Origin of the sequence: Gemmiger sp. An50, from assembly GCF_002161595.1 — a bacterium.
Classification (GTDB): Bacteria; Bacillota; Clostridia; order Oscillospirales; family Ruminococcaceae; genus Allofournierella.
In genome coordinates this window covers 1-835 of the sequence record NZ_NFID01000040.1, presented here as the reverse complement: position 1 = coordinate 835, position 835 = coordinate 1, and the positions used below count along the sequence as shown (strand labels likewise).

The window sequence follows — 835 nt, the reverse complement described above, 5'->3', positions numbered from 1 at the left end:
GGCGCGCTTTCCAGCATGACCGAAAGCCCGATGCTCGCCCCGGTCTGGCTGCCTGCGTCCGGCTCAATGCGGATCACGCCCTCCCGGTCGGCATACAAAAGGCAGCAGGCCGCGTGGGCAATCAGCTGCAGGCATTCCCGGTGCTGCTTTGCCGGCAGCGGGGCGGTGGTGGTGATTTCCTTCAAGCCCTCCCACAAAGCCCAGGGCTGCTCGTCCTGCCTGCGGCGGGGCAGATTCGCATCCTCCAGCACCGCCGTGGCCAGCTCCCACAGGCTGTGAGATTCGCCATCCCATACGCCCTTGTAATAGCTGCTGTCCAGAAGGCTCAGCGCGTCGGTGGCGGAGAATTTGGCGTACAGTCCTTCTACTGCCGGCTGCCCAGTCAGGTAGAATCTACCACCGGGAATCCATTCAACAATGCCGCCCTGATAGACCTCTTTCCACCCGCTGACAACCAGATCAGCCCATTTAAGGGCTGCTGCATCGCTCCACTTCATGCCACCGGTGAGTTGCTGTCCATATCGCACCGTGATGGGATTTCGCTGTTCGAAGTACTTCCACACACCTCGCGAATTATCCGGGTCATACATTCCGTTTTGGTTGCCGGTGAGCAAGTTCACGTTTATTGCCGAGAAACTGAACTCCCCGGTGGGCAACCTACGGCCGATCGGGTCCACCTCCATGGTCTGCGTCGCCTCGGCCAGTTCTGCCTGGTTAAACACCAGCTCCATGCCGAACATCAGCCGGCTCAGCCGCGCCCGGCGCAAAGGCTGGCTGGTTTCTTCAAAGCGGATCTCCAGCCGGTCGAACCGGTCGATCTGCACCGGCTCCTGGT

Annotated in this window: 1 pseudogene; it reads right to left on the bottom strand. The window is 61.0% G+C overall.

The features are described from left to right. A pseudogene (locus tag B5G03_RS17520) lies at positions 1-835 on the bottom strand (hypothetical protein); the annotation flags it as partial.